At 66.4% G+C, this 17,065-nt stretch carries 12 protein-coding genes and 1 pseudogene; 8 read left to right on the top strand and 5 right to left on the bottom strand.

Features of this window, described 5'->3' with window-relative positions:
• Positions 1–41 precede the first annotated feature (41 nt).
• Positions 42–554, top strand: coding sequence for a hypothetical protein (locus KYG_RS03545; RefSeq protein ID WP_008903454.1), 513 nt, complete (start codon positions 42–44; stop codon positions 552–554).
• A gap of 38 nt (positions 555–592) precedes the next feature.
• Here the strand turns inward: KYG_RS03545 and KYG_RS03550 are convergent, their stop codons facing one another.
• Complete coding sequence (locus KYG_RS03550; RefSeq protein WP_008903455.1) at positions 593–2,287, bottom strand: SulP family inorganic anion transporter; 1,695 nt, start codon at positions 2,285–2,287, stop codon at positions 593–595.
• A gap of 424 nt (positions 2,288–2,711) precedes the next feature.
• Here KYG_RS03550 and KYG_RS03555 point away from each other — a divergent pair, with 424 nt between their 5' ends.
• Positions 2,712–3,335: a YitT family protein gene (locus KYG_RS03555; protein WP_034692989.1), complete on the top strand. Its 624-nt coding sequence runs from the start codon at positions 2,712–2,714 to the stop codon at positions 3,333–3,335.
• 79 nt (positions 3,336–3,414) lie between these two features.
• Here KYG_RS03555 and metG read toward each other — a convergent pair whose 3' ends face one another.
• Positions 3,415–5,535, bottom strand: a complete 2,121-nt coding sequence (gene metG, locus KYG_RS03560; protein WP_008903457.1) for a methionine--tRNA ligase — start codon at positions 5,533–5,535, stop codon at positions 3,415–3,417.
• Positions 5,536–5,758: 223 nt separating this feature from the next.
• Between metG and KYG_RS03565 the strand changes: the two genes are divergently transcribed.
• The gene (locus KYG_RS03565) at positions 5,759–6,616 is read left to right on the top strand and encodes an IPTL-CTERM sorting domain-containing protein (RefSeq protein ID WP_008903458.1); all 858 of its coding nucleotides are present in this window, start codon (positions 5,759–5,761) and stop codon (positions 6,614–6,616) included.
• Between the two features lie 28 nt (positions 6,617–6,644).
• Here KYG_RS03565 and KYG_RS03570 read toward each other — a convergent pair whose 3' ends face one another.
• A complete protein-coding gene (locus KYG_RS03570; RefSeq protein ID WP_008903459.1) occupies positions 6,645–7,907 on the bottom strand; it encodes a patatin-like phospholipase family protein in 1,263 nt (420 codons plus the stop codon).
• Between the two features lie 114 nt (positions 7,908–8,021).
• On the bottom strand, positions 8,022–8,600 hold the full coding sequence (locus tag KYG_RS03575) for a restriction endonuclease (RefSeq protein WP_008903460.1): 579 nt from the start codon (positions 8,598–8,600) through the stop codon (positions 8,022–8,024).
• A 131-nt stretch (positions 8,601–8,731) separates the two neighbouring features.
• Here KYG_RS03575 and apbC point away from each other — a divergent pair, with 131 nt between their 5' ends.
• A complete protein-coding gene (gene apbC / locus KYG_RS03580) occupies positions 8,732–9,823 on the top strand; it encodes an iron-sulfur cluster carrier protein ApbC (RefSeq protein ID WP_008903461.1) in 1,092 nt (363 codons plus the stop codon).
• Between the two features lie 25 nt (positions 9,824–9,848).
• On the top strand, positions 9,849–10,802 hold the full coding sequence (locus KYG_RS03585; protein WP_008903462.1) for a LysR substrate-binding domain-containing protein: 954 nt from the start codon (positions 9,849–9,851) through the stop codon (positions 10,800–10,802).
• Positions 10,803–10,846: 44 nt separating this feature from the next.
• Here the strand turns inward: KYG_RS03585 and KYG_RS23550 are convergent.
• A pseudogene (locus KYG_RS23550) lies at positions 10,847–11,236 on the bottom strand (DUF4345 domain-containing protein); the annotation flags it as partial.
• Positions 11,237–11,304: 68 nt separating this feature from the next.
• On the opposite strand from KYG_RS23550, the gene KYG_RS03590 reads away from it, so the two are divergent.
• The 3 genes from KYG_RS03590 (at position 11,305) to fdhF (ending at position 16,938) form a co-directional block, all read left to right on the top strand.
• Positions 11,305–11,934, top strand: a complete 630-nt coding sequence (locus tag KYG_RS03590; protein ID WP_034692949.1) for a TetR/AcrR family transcriptional regulator — start codon at positions 11,305–11,307, stop codon at positions 11,932–11,934.
• Positions 11,935–12,112: 178 nt separating this feature from the next.
• The gene (locus tag KYG_RS03595; protein WP_008903464.1) at positions 12,113–14,032 is read left to right on the top strand and encodes an NAD(P)H-dependent oxidoreductase subunit E; all 1,920 of its coding nucleotides are present in this window, start codon (positions 12,113–12,115) and stop codon (positions 14,030–14,032) included.
• Positions 14,029–16,938 (top strand): formate dehydrogenase subunit alpha, encoded by a 2,910-nt coding sequence (gene fdhF, locus KYG_RS03600; protein ID WP_008903465.1) that lies wholly within the window; start codon positions 14,029–14,031, stop codon positions 16,936–16,938. Before KYG_RS03595 ends, fdhF begins: the two co-directional genes overlap by 4 nt.
• The last annotated feature ends 127 nt before the right edge of the window (positions 16,939–17,065 follow it).

Here is a 17,065-nt window from a genome sequence, read left to right on the forward strand (position 1 = left end):
ACTGTTAACCTCTCTGCGTCGGATTTTACCGGGACGATCCCATGGCCCTGATTTATCGCTCCTCAGCCCTCGTGGCTGCCGCCTTTTCCCTGCTGGCGCTGACGGCCTGCGATCCGCAGCGCATCAGCGAGCTTCAGCCGGGCGTTTCCACCGAGGCCGACGTGCGCGACCGTTTTGGTATCCCCGAAAACGTCTGGGACGAGCCCGGTGGCGCGCGCACGTTGGAATACAACCGCCAGCCCGCAGGCCAGGTGAATTACATGATCACCATCGGCCCGGACGGGCGCCTGACCGCAGTGCGCCAGGTGCTGACACCCGAAAACTTCGCGCGCGTGCAGCCCGGCATGCGCATGGACGAGGTGCGCCGCCTGCTGGGCAAGCCCGCCAAGGTCACGCCCTACGCTCTGAAAAACGAGACCTGGGCCGAATGGCGCTTTCTCAAGCCCCCGGGCGAGGCGCAGATGTTCAGTGTGGTCCATGGGCCGGACCACGTCGTGCTGCGCACCCAGACGGGGCCTGACACGGAGGCGCCCGAGTTCCGGGGCAGCCGATAGGCGGGACACAGGCAGGACACAGGGGGCCGTGCCGCCAGTCAGACCTGCGCCCCCATCCCCCCTTGCGCCGCCAGCCGGTCGGCAAAGCCGGAGCGCTCGATCAGCGAGCGCGGTTGCTCATGCAGGTGCGTCAGGCTCAGGCGCCCCCCGCGGGCGGCCACGGCCCGCAGGATCTGCTCCAGCGCATCGAGCCCGGTGGTGTCCAGCGCCACCAGTTCGCAGGCGTCCAGCACCACATCCATGCCGGGCGGGCCGGTTTCCACGGCCTGGATGATGGGGTCGATCTTGGCGGCAGCGCCAAAAAACAGCGCCCCGTGCAGGCGCCACGTGGCCACCGGGCGCGTGGCGGCGGTGGCCTGCGAGGCCAGGTCGGCACCGGGCGGTGGCGCGGCATCGGGCTGGCGCACGGCGCGAAACAGCCCGCTCATGCGGCGCACAAACAGCGCGCAGGCCATGAACAGGCCCACCTCGACCGCCACGGTCAGGTCAAACACCACGGTGAGGAAAAACGTGCTCAGCATGAGCAGCCGGTAGTGGTTGCTGAAGTGTTTGAGGCGCACAAACTCGTGCCACTCGCCCATGTTCCAGGCCACGTACAGCAGGATGCCCGCCAGCACCGCCAGCGGAATGTGCAGCGCCAGCGGCGCCGCCACCAGCACGATGATCGCCAGGGTGGCTGCGTGCACCATGCCCGCCACCGGGGATGTGGCGCCCGAACGGATGTTGGTCACCGTGCGCGCAATGGTGCCCGTGGCCGGCATGCCGCCAAAAAACGGCACGATCATGTTGGCCGCGCCCTGGGCCATCAGCTCCTGGTTGGGGTCGTGTTTTTTATGGTGCGGGTCGGTGGCCAGCTGGTCGGCCACGCGCGCGCACAACAGCGACTCGATGGCGCCCAGCAGCGCAATCGTCAGCGTGGGGGTCACCAGCAGCCGCACTGTCTCCCACGAAAAATCGGGCAGGGCAAACACCGGCAGCCCCTGCGGAATGCCGCCAAAGCGCGAGCCGATGGTCTCTACCGGAAATCCCAGCCCCCAGGCCAGCAGGCTCAGCACCACCAGCGCCACCACGGGGGCGGGCACGCGCGCAAAGCGGCGCACCGTGTGCCCCTCCATCAGGCGGATCACCGGCGAGCCCTTGAGAAACAGCCGTGGCCAGAGGAACAGCAGCGCCACACACGCCAGCCCCAGCCCGAACGCATAGGGGTTGAAGGTGTCGATGTGCTGCGCCAGCGCGCTCACCTGCGAAAAGAAATTGCCCGGCATGCGATCGATCGACAGGCCCAGCCAGTCCTTCACCTGCGACAGCGCAATCAGCACCGCAATGCCGTTGGTAAAGCCGATGACGATGCTCACCGGCACAAAGCGCACCAGCGTGCCCAGGCGGAACAGCCCCAGCAGCACCAGCAGCACCCCCGCGCAGGCGGTGGAGATCAGCAGGTTGGCCACGCCGTAGCGCTCCACAATGCCGTACACGATGACGATGAACGCGCCCGCCGGCCCCCCAATCTGCGCGTTGGTGCCGCCCAGCGCCGATATCAAAAAGCCCGCGATGATCGCCGTCCACAGCCCCGCCTCGGGCTTGAGGCCACTCGCAATCGCAAACGCCATGGCCAGCGGCAGCGCCACGATGCCCACCGTAACCCCCGCACCCACATCGGCCAGCCAGCGGCTCTTGGTGTAGTCACGCAGGGCGTCGATCAGGCGGGGGCGAAAAGCGGCAGAAAACTGCATGAGGGCTCCGGTGTGAAGGAACAGCACGTGCGGCGCACCTTGTGTTCACCGCGCAGGACGGACCCCTGCGCGCACGGTGAGCCGCTGGTGCGAGGGGCGTGGGTTCCGGCATGGAGCCAACCAGTGTAGTGAGCAGGGCTTGCGCTGCAACCGATGGCAACCCCAACTGTGCGCGTGCGCCACGCCCGGCATGGCACCATCAGCGTGGTGTCAGGCTAGTGCGTTAAGCACTACAAGTTTGATAGCTGCAGGCGCTTGATGGATAAGCGATGGGGCCTGAAAAGCCTAAAATTTCCCGGAGTTCTGGCGGCACGCAGGCGGCTGCCCTCTGGCGCAATGCTTGCTAGTCTGTACACCCAGACTTCGGCCATGCGGGCGCCCGCCCCGCCGATCCACCCTTTTGCACAAGACTTTTGCCACCACCATGCAACCGCCCACCGCTCCCCCAGTGCCTTCGCTGCGCCACGGCATGTTTGAAGATGCGCAGGCGCTGTTCGCCGGCACCCTGTTTGTGGCCATGGCGCTCATGCTGTTCAACCAGGCGGGGCTGCTGGTGGGCGGCACGGCCGGGGTGGCGTTCTTGCTGCACTACGTCACGGGCATCTCGTTCGGCAAGCTGTTCTTTGTGGTCAACCTGCCGTTCTACTGGTTTGCCTGGACGCGCATGGGCCACGAGTTCACCATCAAGACCTTTGTCTGCGTGGGCCTGCTGTCGCTGCTCACCGAGCTGTTCCCGCACGTGATGCACGTGGACTACCTCAACCCGCTGTTCGCCTCGCTGCTGGGCGGCCTGCTGCTGGGCACGGGCTGCCTGTTTTTGGCGCGCCACCGCTCCAGCCTGGGCGGCGCCACCGTGGTGTCGCTGTACCTGCAGGGGCGCTATGGCATGCGGGCGGGCAAGGTGCAGATGATGATCGACGGCTCCGTGGTGCTGCTGGCGCTGTTTGTGGTGCCACCCGAGCGCGTGGCGTATTCGGTGCTGGCCGTGCTGGTGATGAGCGGGTTTTTGTGGATCAGCCACCGGCCGGGGCGGTACGTGGGGCATTGAGGGGCCGCCCCACATGACGCCGCCATCAACAACAAAGGCCCGTGAAGGGCCTTTGTTTCGGGGTGGGGCGTCTGTGCGCTCAGCGCACGCGCATGCCGGGTGTTGCGCCGGGCCAGGGGTTGAGCACGTAAATGCCCGGGTTGGCCTTTTCGTCGCCGTGACTGGCGGCCAGCACCATGCCTTCGGAGACGCCGAACTTCATCTTGCGCGGGGCGAGGTTGGCCACCATCACGGTGTGCTTGCCCACCAGGTCTTCGGGCTTGTAGGCGCTGGCAATGCCGCTGAACACGTTGCGCAGGATGGGACGTCCTTCCAGGTCGGGGCCTTCACCCACATCCAGTGTCAGGCGCAGCAGCTTGGTCGATCCTTCCACCGGTTCGCAATTCACGATCAGCGCGATGCGCAGGTCGATCTTGGTGAAGTCGTCGATGGTGATGGTGGGGGCGAGTTCTTCGCCGCCAGGATGGGAGCCGACCGCTACGGTTTCTGTAGCTGCTGGCGCTTGTTCTGCTTGCGCTGGGGCCTCAAACAAGGCTTCGAGCTGCTCAGGCGTCACGCGCTGCATCAGGTGCTGGTAGGGCTGGATGGCTTGCACGTCCCCCGCCACGTTCCACTGCTGCATGTTCACCCCCACAAAGCCTTGCACCGCCTGGGCCAGCCCCGGCAGCACAGGTGCCAGGTAGCGGGTGAGCGCGGCAAAGGCGTTGACGAGCACCGAACACACCTGGTGCAGGGCCTCGTTGTTGGCAGCGTCCTTGGCCAAGTCCCAGGGCTTGTTCTGGTCCACATAGGCGTTGACCTTGTCGGCCAGCAGCATGATCTCGCGCGTGGCCTTGCTGTACTCGCGGGTTTCGTACATCTGCGCGATGGCATCGCTGGCGCCGCGCACCTCGGCCAGCAGGGCAGCGCCTGTAGCGCCAAAGTTGCTGGTCAGCTTGCCGTCAAAGCGCTTGGTCAAGAAGCCCGCTGCGCGGCTGGCGATGTTCACGTATTTGCCGATCAGGTCGCTGTTCACGCGCAGCATGAAGTCTTCGGCGTTGAAGTCGATGTCTTCGTTGCGGGCGCTCAGCTTGGCGGCCAGGTAGTAGCGCAGCCACTCGGCGTTCATGCCCAGGCTCAGGTACTTGAGCGGGTCCAGGCCGGTGCCGCGGCTCTTGCTCATCTTCTCGCCGTTGTTCACCGTGAGGAAGCCGTGCACGAACACGTTGTTGGGCGTCTTGCGGCCGCTGAAGTGCAGCATGGCGGGCCAGAACAGCGTGTGGAAGGTGACGATGTCCTTGCCGATGAAGTGGTACTGCTCCATCGCCGGGTCGGCCATGTAGGCGTCGTAGCTTTCGCCGCGCTTTTCCAGCAGGTTCTTCAGCGATGCGAGGTAGCCCACGGGCGCGTCCAGCCACACGTAGAAGTACTTGCCGGGCGCGTCGGGGATCTCGATGCCGAAGTAGGGCGCGTCGCGGCTGATGTCCCAGTCGCCGAGGCCCTCGCTTTGCGTGCCGTCGGGGTTGGTGCGGACGGTGAACCACTCCTTGATCTTGTTGGCCACCTCGGGCTGCAGCTTGCCGTCCTGCGTCCAGTTTTCCAGAAACTCCACACAGCGCGGGTCCGACAGCTTGAAGAAGAAATGCTCGGAGTGCTTGAGCTCGGGCTTGGCGCCGGACAGGGCCGAGAACGGGTTGATGAGGTCGGTGGGTGCATAGACCGAGCCACACACCTCGCAGTTGTCACCATACTGGTCCTTGGCGTGGCACTTGGGGCATTCGCCCTTGATGTAGCGGTCGGGCAGGAACATGTTCTTCTCGGGGTCGAAGAACTGCTCGATGGTGCGCACTTCAATCAGGCTGCCATCGGCGCGGTCGCGCAGGTCCCGGTAAATCTGGCGGGCCAGCTCGTGGTTTTCGGGCGCATCGGTGCTGTGCCAGTTGTCAAAGCTGATGTGAAAGCCGTCCAGGTACTGCTTGCGGCCCGCAGCGATGTCGGCCACGAACTGCTGGGGCGTTTTGCCCGCTTTTTCGGCGGCAATCATGATGGGCGCACCGTGGGTGTCGTCCGCACCCACAAAGTTGACAGCGTTGCCCTGCATCCTTTGGTACCGCACCCAGATGTCGGCCTGGATGTATTCCATGATGTGGCCAATGTGGAAGTTGCCGTTGGCGTACGGCAGGGCGGTGGTAACGAAGAGTTTGCGGGCGGAGGTCGTCATGGGATGCGGCTTTCTCAGGCGGAACCCGCGATTTTAGGGGGGTTGAGTCGGTCTGGTTGCTCGCGTTATGGCTAGAGGCGCATCAGGCGTTGGGTACTTGGGGAGAATTTCGCGTTCGCTACCCCGCGTGCATCGGCAAGCGAAGTCGCGGGGATATTTTTACAAGTGGCGCATTGCGCATGCCTTTTCGTCGATCATGGAATGTCAATACTTCGGATGTTTCATGTCTATAACCTTTGGTGAGTCGCTGTGGTGCTGTGCTGTGCGTCGAATTCAGCGCGTGTTGGGTGTTGCTTCTTTGGGCACGGCAATACTGGCCCACGGTGCGCCTGTGACTACGGTGGTGGTGGAGGAGTCATTTGTATACACCGGAGGTATTTCTCTTGTCGGGCAGAGCGGGGGTACGGGATGGACGAGTGCCTGGGTTTCTGACAGCCCTGCGTTCACGGATTTTTTTACCAATGCCACAGGGCTTGCGCTGCCGGGTGTCACCGCATCAGGGGGCAGGGCAGTTTTCCGGGCCGCAGGCACCCAGATCAATGACGCTGCGCGCAGTCTGCCGCTGCAAAACACAGGGGTGGTGTTTATCCAGTTCCTATCGCAGTTCGGCACTCAGTTCGGCGGGGGAACTCCAACTATTCGTCTGTCTTCATCCGGCGTCCAAACCGGCGGCGTTGGCAACAACGGCGGCTGCGTCATTGCGGTCTATGCGATTCTGACTTCGAATCTCGCAGCGGCGTCGTGCAGTGCGGTCAGCCTCGGTACCTTGAGCGCGGTGGTAGTACGTATTGATTTCACCGCGAACGTCACACGCATGTGGGTTTTGCCTGACCTCACCGGGTTCGACTACCTGAATCCACCTGCACCTTCGGCTGAATATATTGGCTCGGCGCCTGCGTTTGACCGCATTGCGCTCTACAGCAGGAGCCCGGCCAGCATCGACGAATTGAAGGTATTTCGTGTGGTTAATGCGGAGCCCGCCTCAGCGCATCCCATTCCCACCCTTTCTCCGTGGGCGATTGGCGCTTTGACTGCACTATTTTTGTTGGCTGGCCTGCAGTTTGGGCGCAGAGGTTTTTGATTGGTGCTGCAGTCAGCCCTGTTGAGGCTTAGGTATGGTGCCGGATCTGCAACTCTGCTCCGGTATCGCACCATCCGAAGAACCGGCACACCTCCCCGCGCATGGCCAGTGTGTCCGCGCGGCCCAGGGCCATCAGCTCCTGGGTGTAGTTGGCTTCAAACAGCAGGTAGCTCGCCAGCGCCGCGCCGCGCACGTCGGCCATGTTGGTGGTGACGCCCAGGGCGCCCAGCATGGTGCGCACGGGGCGGGGCAGATCGCCTACGTGGCGGGCGGCCACGGCGTCCAGGCGTTGGGAGGGCGCAATCACCAGCAGCTCGATGGGGCGCAGCGCGCTGTGCAGGCGCTTTTCTTCGGGAATCAGCGACAGGGTCTGGTTGATGCGCTGCACGCGTTCCACGTCCACGGCCAGTGCATCCAGAAAAATGTTGGACAGCGCATGCCCCGCGATCTGCGCCAGGGTGGGGTAATTGGGCGTTGGGTTGGCGGCGGCATCGCCCTTGGGCTCGTGCATGCGGCCCGCGCCAATCACCAGGATGCGCTCGGCCCCCAGGTGGATGGCGGGGGCAATGGGGGCTGACTGGCGCATGGAGCCGTCGCCAAAGTATTCGGTGTGCCCGTCCACTTCGATGCCCTTGGCCGGGAAGATGAACGGAATGGCCGAGGACGCGAGCAGATGCTCGTGCGTGATGCGGTCGCTGGCGGCCTTGCGCTGCGAGCGCACCCACGGCTTGACGGGCGAGGCCGCCTCAAAGAACGTGACGTGCTCGCCCGAGCTGTAGCTGGAGGCGGTGACGGCCAGCGCGGTGAGGTGGCCCTTGCGGATCAGCCGGGGCAGGCGCACCAGCGGCACCATCTTGACCAGGAGTTTTTCCAGCGGAGAGTTGTCCAGCAGCGAGCGTGGCCGCATGCGGCGCCAGCGGGCCAGCGCCCAGCCCAGCGACACCAGCGTAAGCCAGCGCGCGCCGCTGCGCATCACGCTGAGTGAATCCGCGCCATACACATGGTGGGCATGGAACTGGCGCCACACCCGCGCGATGCGGCGCACGGCTCGGTCAAAGTTGTCGGCGCCACAGGCCAGTGCGGCGGCGTTGATGGCACCCGCCGAGGTGCCGGTGATGATGGGAAAGGGGTTGGGGCCGCCCCCCTCTCCACAGGCCTGGCGCAGGTCGGCAATGGCTTCCAGCACCCCCACCTGGTAGGCAGCCCGGGCGCCGCCGCCGGTCAGCAGCAGGCCCGCAGGGCGCGACGGGGAGGCTGGCGGGGTTGCATCGGGGCTGGCTGGGGTGGGCATCGGTGGGGTGGCACAAGCGGGGAAGATAGCCCCGAGTGTGGAGGGCGCCCCGCGCGGCACCATGTGGGAAAACCCGAGGGCCGGCGGCGGGCCTGCCGCGCGGGTGGGATGGGATTACCGGGCCGCCAGCAGCAGGCGCGCCACGCCTTCGCCTTGCAGCACGGTGATGCCGTGGTCGCGCGCGAAGGCACGCGCGTTGTCGCTCAGTTGCCCCTGGGTGACCACATACACGCCGGCCGACGCATCGCGCGCCTGCATGGCAGCGTGCAGATCGCGCAACGGCTCCACGCCATGGGTGGCCGCCTTCCACCGGCGGGCGCTGACCAGCGTCGTTTTGCCGCCGAGGATCAGCGCCATGTCGGCCGCGCCGCCCGGCTTGAGGCGTTCTACCGTGCAGCCCTCGCGCACCCACGCGGCTTCCAGCGTGTCGGCAAAGCTGCGCCACGGCATGCTGCCCACGGCATCCAGCATCTCGGCCACCTTGGCGGGGCTGGGCGCGCGCAGCTGGCGCCATGCGGCGATGCAGCCCACCACAAAGATGGGAAACCCGGCGAGCGAGCCCACCAGGAAGTACTCCTTGGGCAGCAGCGCACCCGACACCAGTGTGATGAGGCCCACCACCACAAAGCTGATCCACCACGGCGAGCGCAGCAGCACCGCAAACAGGGATTTCTCGGCCATCTTGAATTTCACGGGGGTCCTTTACGTTCTGTCTGTTTCTCGCCGCGGCAGCGGGTGGCCGCGGGCGAAGCGTGCGCATTGTCCTTCAGCGGCAGGGGGCGGGGGCTTGGGAATAGACTACCGGCCCCACAGGAGTTAATTGAATGGCAGTCACCGAACAGGGCCTTTTGGCCGCACTTTCCAGCGTGCTGGACCCCCATACGGGCAAGGATTTTGTCAGCACCCGCGCCCTGCGCAACCTGCAGATCACCGGTGGCGACGTGGCCTTTGACGTGGAGCTGGGCTACCCCGCCAAGAGCCTGGTGCCCGAGCTGCGCCGCCAACTGGTGGCCGCCGCAAAGGGCGTGGCGGGGGTGGACAACGTGTCGGTCAACATCACCACCAAGGTCATCGCCCATGCCGTGCAGCGCGGCGTGCAGCTCTTGCCGCAGGTCAAGAACATCATCGCCGTGGCCTCCGGCAAGGGCGGTGTGGGCAAGAGCACCACGGCCGCCAACCTGGCCCTGGCCCTGGCGGCCGAGGGCGCCAGTGTGGGTGTGCTCGACGCCGACATCTACGGCCCCAGCCAGCCCATGATGCTGGGCATCAACCGCCGGCCTGAGAGCGACGACGGCAAGACCATGGAGCCGCTGGAGAACTACGGCGTGCAGGTCATGTCCATCGGTTTCCTGGTGGACCAGGACGAAGCCATGATCTGGCGCGGCCCCATGGCCACGCAGGCGCTGGAGCAGCTCTTGCGCCAGACCAACTGGAGAGACCTGGACTACCTCATCATCGACATGCCCCCCGGCACCGGCGACATCCAGCTCACCCTGAGCCAGCGCGTACCCATGACTGGTGCTGTCATCGTCACCACGCCGCAGGACATCGCCCTGCTCGACGCCAAGAAGGGCATCAAGATGTTCGAAAAGGTGGGCGTGCCCATCCTGGGCATCGTCGAGAACATGGCGGTGCATGTGTGCAGCAACTGCGGCCAGGTGGAGCACATCTTTGGCGCCGACGGCGGCAAGAAGATGGCGGCCGACTACGGCATGGACTACCTGGGCGCGCTGCCGCTGGACATGAGCATCCGCCTGCAGGCCGACAGTGGCAAACCCACGGTGGTGGCCGACCCCGACGGGGATGTGGCCAAGATCTACAAGAAGGTGGCGCGCGACGTGGCGGTGAAGATCGCGCAGCAGGCCAAGGACTTCTCCAACAAGTTCCCCACCATCTCGATCAGCAAGAACACCTGATCCTCCTGATCTGCCGCGCTGCGCTATGAACCTGCTCGCGTCCCTGCGCTACCTGGTGGCGCTGCACGAGCACCGGCACTTTGGCCGGGCTGCGCAGGCCTGCCACATCACGCAGCCAGCGCTGTCCAACGCGCTGCGCGCGCTGGAAAAGGAGTTTGGCGTGGTGGTGGTGCGCCGGGGCCGCAGCTTCGAAGGCTTCACGCCCGAGGGCGAGCGCGTGCTGGCCACCGCCCAGCGCATGCTGCACGAGCACCAGGTGCTGCAGCAGGACCTGAGCAGCGACGCCGCCCACCCGCGCGGCACGCTGCGCCTGGGCGCGGTGCCCACCGCCATGCCCATCCTGGCGCGGTTTGCGGCGCAGCTGCAGGCACGGCACCCGGGCATCGTGCCGGTGGCGCTGTCGATGAGCTCGCAGGCGCTGGAGGCGGGGCTGGAGAGCATTGCGCTGGACCTGGCGCTGGGCTACACCGAGCGCATGCCTGCACGCGGCGGGCCATTGCGTGCTTGGCCGCAGTATGTGGAGCACTACTTTCTGCTGCGCCGAGCCCCTGCCGCCAACGTGCGCGGCTTGCAGATCGGCGACCCCATGCATTGGGCCGATGCCGCACGCCTGCCACTGTGCTTGCTTACCCCCGAGATGCACAACCGAAGCCTGGTCGATGGCGCCTTCCGCGCTGCCGGCGCCACGGTGATGCCTGCGATGGAAACGGATTCGGTGCTGACCCTGGCGCTCAGCGTGGTGGCGGGCCATGTGTGCAGCGTCCTGCCCGGTGCGCTGGTGGACGCCGTGCGCGGCCATGATGGACTGGAGGCCCTGCCGTTGACGAGCCCGGTGCTCACCACCCCCATTGGATTCATGTCGCACCGGCAGGTGCAGCCCACCCGGGCGCTGGATGCGGCACTGGCGCTGGCGCAAGATCGTGAGTGGTTGCAGCACGCCGCAGCGCACAGCGGATTGCTGGCGGCGGAGCCGCTGTAGGTGCAGGTTTCTCGGGCCCTACCCACGCGAAATGGGCCGGGCCGCCCCAGTGCTGTAGCCACGCGTCGCTGCCACGCGATGAAGGCCGGCGCACCCACCAGCTCCAGCACCGTGAAACCGATAAATGGCGCGGGTGGCAGGCCCAGAAAGGCCATCGACAGCGCCCGGCCCACGCCGCCTAGAAACACCGCGCCCCACAACACCGCAAACATCCGCCCCTCGCGGTCGATGCGCGGCACCAGCGACCACATCGCCAGGCCCAGCCCCAGCCACACGCCGCCAAAAAAGCGCAGGTTGCCGTCGAGCAGCGCATCGCGCGGCAGGCCGCTGGTGCGGTAGATCGGGTCGTAGATGCCCATCATCGTCAGCACGCCAGTGGCAACTGGGATCAGCGCCATCACGGCGGTAGTGGCTTGGAGCAGGCGTCGGGTCATGGTTTATCTTTACGGTGTCAGGATTGGGTATTGTTGGGGTGTATCTTGACTGTGTCAAGATTGCCGCCATGAACTCAGCTGAAACTCCGCGCGCCACTTACCACCATGGCGACTTGCGCACCGCACTGGTGTCTGCCGCCGAGGGCTTGCTGGCGTCCGGGGCCACGCTCAGCCTCCGCGCGGTGGCCAAAGCGGCGGGGGTGTCGCATGCGGCCCCATACCACCACTTCGCCAATCTGGATGCGTTGCTGGCTGCCGTGGCCACGCGCGGTTTTCACGACCTGGCGGCCGACATGGAGGCCGCACACCCCGGTGTGGACACCGCCGCCAGACTGGTGGGGCACTGCACCGCCTACGTGGCCTTTGCGCTCGCGCGTCCTGCCGCGTTCCGGCTGATGTTCAGCCCGCTGCTGCAACACAAGGCCGACCACCCGGCGTTGCGGGCGGCGGCGGACGGGTCTTTTGAGGTGCTGCGCAAAGCCGCCCATGCCCATGTGGGCGAAGGGGCGGACGAGCTGGCACTGGCGGGGTGGAGCCTGGCCCACGGGCTGGCCAGCCTGGCGATCGATGGCGCCCTGTCCACCGCGCCCGTGTCCATGCCTTCGGCGCAAGACCTGGCGGCGCTGCTGGCGAGCCGGTTGCTGGAGAACCTGCCAACGGGCAGAGCAGGCAATGCAGGCAGGGAAGGCGGCGGATGAGCTGCCCCCACGCTGTGCAGCGCAATGCCACGGTGCGCAGCTCATTTGTTTTTGTGATCGACCCATGTGCATCCGCAATTTGACGCACCGGGGTGCCTCGCCGACACTGCGACCGCCCAGCCGCCTTATGCAGGCGGCTTCATAGGCACCACAACAAGACATTCCACGATTTCGCTCCATGCACCTCGCCCCCGAAGCCCCCACCGCCACCGTCGTGGCCGCCGTGTCGGTCAACGACATGCGCGAGCGCATCCGCCGCAAAAGCCGCCTCAAGGGCCGCCAGCCCGAGGACGCAGCGATGGCCGATGTGGCGCAGTTGCTGGGCCCGCGCCCGGCCGAAGGCTTCCGGCGCGACCTGCTCATTGAATACCTGCACCGCCTGAACGACCACTTCGGCGTGCTGCACGACCGGCACCTGGTGGCGCTGGCCAAGCAGCTGAATCTGCCCATGGCCGAGGTGTACGAGGTGGCCAGCTTCTATCACCACTTCGAGATCGTGCGCAGCGATGACGCTGTGGCCCCGCGCCTGGTGCTGCGCGTGTGCGAGAGCCTGAGCTGCAGCCTGGCGGGCGCGCATGAACTGCTGGCCGCCTTGCCCGAGCGCCTGCGCGCGATGAACCTTGGTGAAGGGCAGGGCGATGTGCAGGTGCAGGCCGTGCCCTGCGTGGGCCGCTGCGAGCAGGCGCCGGTGGCCGTGGTGCACCAGTGCCCGGTGCCGCACGCCACGGTCGATGCGGTGCTGGACGCCGTCAATTTGAAGCCAAATCGGGCTCTGGCGCTTCACCCATCAGCGCCAGCAGCTATCAATTTTGATATTGCAGCGCTGGCCGAACACAGCGTACCCGCGCAGCCGGATGGAATCAGCCCCGCCCACACCGACCTGGCCACCTACCGCGCCCACGGCGGCTATCAGACGGCGGCCGCGCTGGTCAATGGCGAGATGGATGCCGAGGCCGTGCTTGCGGCCATGGAGGACTCGGGTTTGCGCGGCCTGGGGGGCGCGGGCTTCCCGGCGGGGCGCAAGTGGCGCATCGTGCGCGACCAGCCCGCGCCGCGCCTGATGGCCGTGAACATCGACGAGGGCGAGCCCGGAACCTTCAAGGACCGCACCTACCTCGAACGCGACCCGCACCGCTTTCTGGAAGGCGTGCTCATCGCGGCCCAGGTGGTGGGCACCGAGGCCGTCTACATCTACCTGCGCGACGAGTACCACGGCTGCCGCGCGCTGCTGCAAGCGGCGCTGGATGACCTGCGCGCCGAGCCCCCATGCCCCCTGCCGCACATCGAGCTGCGGCGCGGCGCGGGCGCCTACATCTGCGGCGAAGAGTCGGCCATGATCGAGAGCATCGAAGGCAAACGCGGCGAGCCCCGCATGCGCCCGCCTTACATCGCGCAGGTGGGCCTGTTTGGCCGGCCTACGCTGGAGCACAACTTTGAAACCCTGTACTGGGTGCGCGACATCGTGGAACGTGGCCCGCAGTGGTTTGCCAGCTTTGGCCGCCACGGCCGCAAGGGGCTGCGCAGTTTCAGCGTGAGCGGGCGCGTGAAGCACCCGGGCGTCAAGCTGGCGCCCGCGGGCATCACGGTGCAGGAACTCATCGACGAATACTGCGGTGGCATGCCCGATGGCCACCAGCTCTACGCCTACCTGCCCGGCGGCGCCTCGGGCGGCATCCTGCCCGCGAGTCTCAACAACATTCCGCTCGACTTCGACACGCTGCAGCCCTACGGCTGTTTCATCGGTTCGGCCGCCGTCATCGTGCTCAGCCAGCACGACCGGGCGCGCGATGCGGCGCTAAACGTGATGCGGTTTTTTGAACACGAAAGCTGCGGCCAGTGCACGCCCTGCCGCGTGGGTACGGCCAAGGCCGCGACGCTGATGGAAGCGCCGCTGTGGGACGAAGAACTGCTGGACGACCTGGCGCAGGTGATGGGCGATGCGTCCATCTGCGGCCTGGGCCAGGCGGCGCCCAACCCCATCCGCTGCGTTCACAAATACTTTCCGCATGAGGTGGGCGAGGGCCCCTGGCCGGGCGATTTGCCCAAGCCGCGTAACAGCCCGCTGACCGAGCAATTGCCCGGAGGGTTGAAGCCATGAGCGCCGTGTTGACACCTACTGCTGCGGCGCAGCCCGCCGTGGCCTTCGAGCTGGACGGCCAGCCCGTGACAGCCCACCCGGGCGAGACCATCCTCAAAGCCGCGCAGCGCCACGGCGTGGAGATTCCCCACCTTTGCTACGCCGACGGCCTGCGCCCCGACGGCAACTGCCGCGCCTGTGTGGTCGAGATCGCGGGCGAGCGTACGCTGGCGCCCAGCTGCTGCCGCGCACCGGCGGATGGCATGAAGGTGCAGGCGGCCAGCCCGCGCGCCCGCAAGAGCCAGCAGATGGTGGTGGAGATGCTGCTGTCGGACATGCCCGATGTGGGGTATCGGTGGAACGATGAAAAATCAAATACTTCTGAATTGATAGCTGGTGGCGCTTATCCATCAAGCGCTAGCGGCCAATTTGACTCAAAAAATCCAGAAACGATAGGCCAGCACGGCGAGCTGAGCGCCTGGGCGGACCGCCTGGGCGTGGCCGTGCGCCCGGCCCTCAAGGCCCTGCGACGCGAGCAGCCCGCGCCTGACCTGAGCCACCCTGCCATGGCCGTCAATCTGGACGCCTGCATCCAGTGCAATCGCTGCGTACGCGCCTGCCGCGAAGAGCAGGTGAACGACGTGATCGGCTACGCGCTGCGCGGGGCAGACAGCAAGATCGTCTTCGACCTGGACGACCCCATGGCCGAGAGCACCTGCGTGGCCTGCGGCGAATGTGTGCAGGCCTGCCCCACGGGCGCGCTCCGCCCCAAGACCCACATCGGCCCGCAGGCGGTGGACCGCAAGGTCGATTCGGTCTGCCCGTTCTGCGGCGTGGGCTGTCTCATCACCTACAACGTGCGCGATGAAAAAATCATCAGCGTCGAAGGCCGCGATGGCCCGGCCAACCATGGCCGCCTGTGCGTGAAGGGGCGTTTTGGCTTCGACTACGCCCACCACCCCGACCGGCTGACGGTGCCGCTGATCCGCAAGCCCGGCGTGCCCAAAGAGGTGCGTCCCTACGGCGCTGACTGGCGCGACACCTTCCGCGAGGCGACCTGGGAGGAGGCGCTGAACCTGGCCGCCGGCACGCTCAAAAACCTGCGCGACACACACGGCCCCAAGGCGCTCGCAGGCTTTGGCTCGGCCAAGGGCAGCAACGAAGAGGCCTACCTGTTCCAGAAGCTGGTGCGCACCGGTTTTGGCAGCAACAACGTGGACCACTGCACGCGGCTGTGCCATGCCTCCAGTGTCGCCGCGCTGCTCGAAGGCGTGGGCTCGGGCGCAGTGAGCAATCCGGTGAATGACGTGGGGCATGCAGAACTGATCTTCGTGATCGGCTCCAACCCCACGGCCAACCACCCCGTGGCCGCCACTTGGATGAAGAATGCCGCCCAGCGTGGCGCGAAGATCGTGCTGGCCGACCCGCGCATCACGGACATCGGCCGCCACGCCTGGCGCACGCTGCAGTTCAAGGCCGACACCGACGTGGCCATGCTCAATGCGCTCATCCACACCGTGATCGACGAAGGTCTGGTGGATGAGGCCTTCATCCGCGACCGCGCCAACAACTTCGAGGCCCTCAAGGCCAACGTGATGGGCTCCAGCCCCGAGGCCATGGCGCCCGTGTGTGGCATACCGGCTGAGACGCTGCGCGAGGTGGCGCGTGCGTTTGCTACCGCCAAGTCCTCCATGATCCTCTGGGGCATGGGCGTGAGCCAGCACATCCACGGCACCGACAACGCGCGCTGCCTGATTGCGCTGTGCGCCGTCACCGGCCAGATCGGCAAACCCGGCTCGGGCCTGCACCCGCTGCGCGGCCAGAACAACGTGCAGGGCGCCAGCGACGCGGGGTTGATCCCCATGATGTTCCCCAACTACCAGCGTGTAGACAACGCCGGGGCGCGTGCCTGGTTCGAGGATTTCTGGGGCACCCGGCTTGATGAGGTGCCGGGGTACACCGTGGTCGAGATCATGCACAAGGCCCTGGCCGACGACAGCGATCCGCACAAGGTGCGCGGCATGTACATCATGGGCGAGAACCCTGCGATGAGCGACCCCGACCTGAACCACGCGCGCCACGCGCTGGCCAGCCTGTCGCACCTGGTGGTGCAGGACATTTTCTTGACCGAGACCGCCTGGCTGGCCGATGTGGTGCTGCCCGCCAGCGCCTGGCCCGAAAAGACCGGCACCGCCAGCAACACCGACCGCATGGTGCAGATGGGCCGCCGCGCCCTGAACCCGCCGGGCGACGCGCAGCCTGACCTGTGGATCATCCAGCAAATTGCCCGGCGCATGGGCTTGGACTGGACCTACGAAGGCGAGGAATCCGGCGTTGCCGCCGTGTACGACGAAATGCGCCAGGCCATGCACGCGAGCATCAACGGCATCACCTGGGACCGCCTCGCGCGCGACTCCAGCGTGACCTACCCGTGCCTCACGGAGGGCGACCCGGGCCAGCCCATCGTCTTCACCGAAAAATTCCCCACGCCCACGGGCCGCCTGCAACTGGTGCCCGCCAGCGTGATACCGGCCGCAGAAAAGCCCGATGCCGACTACCCCCTGGTGCTCATCACCGGCCGCCAGCTGGAGCACTGGCACACGGGCAGCATGACGCGGCGCAGCACCGTGCTCGACGCCATCGAGCCCATGGCCACCGCATCGCTGCATGGCGGCGAACTGGCCCGGCTGGGCGTGCAGCCCGGTGCGCTGGTGGGCATCCGCTCGCGGCGCGGCATGCTGCAGGTGCGCGTGCGCCGTGACGACGGCACGCCGCGTGGCACGGTGTTCATGCCCTTTGCATATGTGGAGGCGGCGGCCAATCTGCTCACCAACGCGGCGCTCGACCCGTTTGGCAAGATCCCGGAATTCAAGTACTGCGCGGTGGCCATCGAGCCGCTGGAGGCGGCGCAAGACCTGCAGCACTGAGATTGGCCTGCAGGCGTTCGGCGGCTGACAGTCAAAAAGCCGTTCGGGCTGAGCTTGTCGAAGCCAGGGCGCAAGGCTTGCTGCTCACGGAGTCACCTGGCTGGCATGTCGGATGTAGGGGCGGGCT

The sequence above is a fragment of the Acidovorax sp. NO-1 genome, assembly GCF_000238595.1.
In the GTDB taxonomy this organism is placed as follows: domain Bacteria; phylum Pseudomonadota; class Gammaproteobacteria; order Burkholderiales; family Burkholderiaceae_C; genus Acidovorax.

Coding starts and splice junctions, on each gene's coding strand:
- KYG_RS03545 (WP_008903454.1), top strand. CDS start 42: ATGGCCCTGATTTATCGCTCCTCAGCCCTCGTGGCTGCCGCCTTTTCC.
- KYG_RS03570 (WP_008903459.1), bottom strand. CDS start 7,907: ATGCCCACCCCAGCCAGCCCCGATGCAACCCCGCCAGCCTCCCCGTCG.
- KYG_RS03595 (WP_008903464.1), top strand. CDS start 12,113: ATGCACCTCGCCCCCGAAGCCCCCACCGCCACCGTCGTGGCCGCCGTG.
- apbC (WP_008903461.1), top strand. CDS start 8,732: ATGGCAGTCACCGAACAGGGCCTTTTGGCCGCACTTTCCAGCGTGCTG.
- metG (WP_008903457.1), bottom strand. CDS start 5,535: ATGACGACCTCCGCCCGCAAACTCTTCGTTACCACCGCCCTGCCGTAC.
- KYG_RS03555 (WP_034692989.1), top strand. CDS start 2,712: ATGCAACCGCCCACCGCTCCCCCAGTGCCTTCGCTGCGCCACGGCATG.
- KYG_RS03565 (WP_008903458.1), top strand. CDS start 5,759: ATGTCTATAACCTTTGGTGAGTCGCTGTGGTGCTGTGCTGTGCGTCGA.
- KYG_RS03550 (WP_008903455.1), bottom strand. CDS start 2,287: ATGCAGTTTTCTGCCGCTTTTCGCCCCCGCCTGATCGACGCCCTGCGT.
- fdhF (WP_008903465.1), top strand. CDS start 14,029: ATGAGCGCCGTGTTGACACCTACTGCTGCGGCGCAGCCCGCCGTGGCC.
- KYG_RS03590 (WP_034692949.1), top strand. CDS start 11,305: ATGAACTCAGCTGAAACTCCGCGCGCCACTTACCACCATGGCGACTTG.
- KYG_RS03585 (WP_008903462.1), top strand. CDS start 9,849: ATGAACCTGCTCGCGTCCCTGCGCTACCTGGTGGCGCTGCACGAGCAC.